Source organism: Blastomonas sp. (genome assembly GCF_041747255.1).
GTDB lineage: Bacteria > Pseudomonadota > Alphaproteobacteria > Sphingomonadales > Sphingomonadaceae > Blastomonas.
Window position 1 is genome coordinate 1 of record NZ_JBGTFM010000459.1, and the last position, 1792, is coordinate 1792.

Annotated in this window: 1 protein-coding gene and 1 pseudogene; one reads left to right on the top strand and one right to left on the bottom strand. The window is 62.7% G+C overall.

The window, feature by feature from the left end; translation table 11 throughout:
- Nucleotides 1-147: 147 nt before the first annotated feature.
- Nucleotides 148-1113 (top strand): annotated as a pseudogene (locus ACEW8G_RS15245) (MmgE/PrpD family protein); the annotation flags it as partial.
- On the opposite strand, the gene ACEW8G_RS15250 reads toward ACEW8G_RS15245, so the two are convergent.
- On the bottom strand, nt 1052-1792 hold a 741-nt coding region (locus tag ACEW8G_RS15250; protein ID WP_373489249.1), incomplete at its 5' end, for a GntR family transcriptional regulator. The pseudogene ACEW8G_RS15245 and the gene ACEW8G_RS15250 overlap by 62 nt on opposite strands.

The following is a 1792-nucleotide window of genomic DNA, read 5'->3' on the forward strand; positions in this document are numbered from 1 at the left end:
CGGAAGGTCAGATCAACCGACTGAAGACCCTCAAACGCGCCATGTATGGCCGGGCCGGTCCAGAATTGCTGCGGGCGAGAATGCTACCGTTCCGCCACACAAATTGAGGCAGAGCCCATTTAAGGGCTACGCGACACCGGCTATGAAGTCTGGGCCGAGGTCATGGCGCGCGAACCGGACCATCTGCACTCGAAGGGTTGGCATCCGACAGCCACTTTCGGCCCGCTGGGGGCGACTGCCGCTGTCGCGCATTTGCTGGGTCTCGATGCTGTGCAGACCTGCAATGCCCTTGGACTTGCAACTGCCTACGGTGGCGGTGTGATGGAGAACTTCGGCTCCATGACCAAACCGTATCACGCCGGACGCGCCGCAGAAGCCGGTGTGCGCTGCTGCCTTCTGGCGCAAGGTGGTGTGACCGCAAGTGCGGTGGCGATCGAAGGACCGAAAGGGCTGCTGGCCGCGCTGTCACCGGACCGCAATGCGGATTTGGTCCGCAAGGCCCACTTCGGTGCGCAATGGCACATCGAGAAAACCGGGCTGAACATCAAGAAATATCCGACCGTGGGGGCGTCACAGCGGATCATCGACGGCCTGCTGGACTTGCCTGGGCGGGAGGCGCTCGATCTTGACGCCATCGAGGTCATCCGGCCCCGCGTTTCGGAAAAATATGCGACTTTGATGGACAAGGCCAACCCGCGCAGCGCAGCCGAGGCGAAATTCTCGCTCGCTTATGTCTGTGCCGCCGCGCTGAGGTTCGGCACCATATCGCTTTAGACGCTCTCTGACGCAGCTCTTGCAGACCCCATGCTGCGCCGTCTGATTGCCCGTGTCGAGGTCAACGCCGTGGACGAATACGATCCGGATTATCCGGTGCCGGCCCCTCACGACATGACCATGATACAGATGAAAGATGGCCGACGTCTGGAAACCGGAAAGGTGCGCCGGTCGCCAGGACACGCAGACCTGCCGCTTGAAACGGATCGACTTGCCGAGAAGTTCATGGATTGCGCGCGGTTCGGTGGCGTCGATGAGGGGCAGGCCGACGCGTTGTTCACCCGGCTCCAAAGATTGGCCACATTGCCTGATGAGGACGCGCTGATGATCGTTCGATAAGGCGCCTGGCAGTCCGGTCAGCCGAGAGTGGTTTCTCAGGAACCCGGCTGGTCGCTGCGCCAGGATTGCCTGCCGCGCCTTCGACGCGCTGCATGGATATCTGAAACTGATACATCTCGGGGCGATATAGAATCTTGATGAATTCCACTGGCCGCCCGGAGGTGTCGCGCACCACGCGGCGGACGTCTATCAACGGCGCCCCGGCGGGCACGTTCAATGCACCAGCCGAAGTCGCGTCAGCCAGCGTGGCCGAAATTGTCTGCGTGGCTGAACCGACTGGCACGCCGGCGGATTCCAGCAATAGCAGCAAGGGCACCGTGGACATGTCCTGCCCCTCGATCAGGGCGCCGATATCTTCGGGCACCCAGGTGTTGAGCAGCGACATTGGCTGATCCGCCAGATCGCGGACCCGCAGCGCGTGCAGCACGCGGGCGCCGGACGGCAATTCAAGCTTTTCCGCCACTTCTACCCCGGTGGGGGTATACCCGAAATGCAGCACCCGCACGGTTGTCATTCGCCCGATATGACCGACATTTTCCAGCAGCCCATCCAGTGTCGCGCGCAGCGGTTCAGGGTTGCGCTCGGTGGCGGTGGGGCTGACGCGCGTGCCGCGACCGCGCATCCGCAGCACCAGCCCGCTGTCGGCAAGATCATTCAACGCCCGCCGCGCTGTGATCCG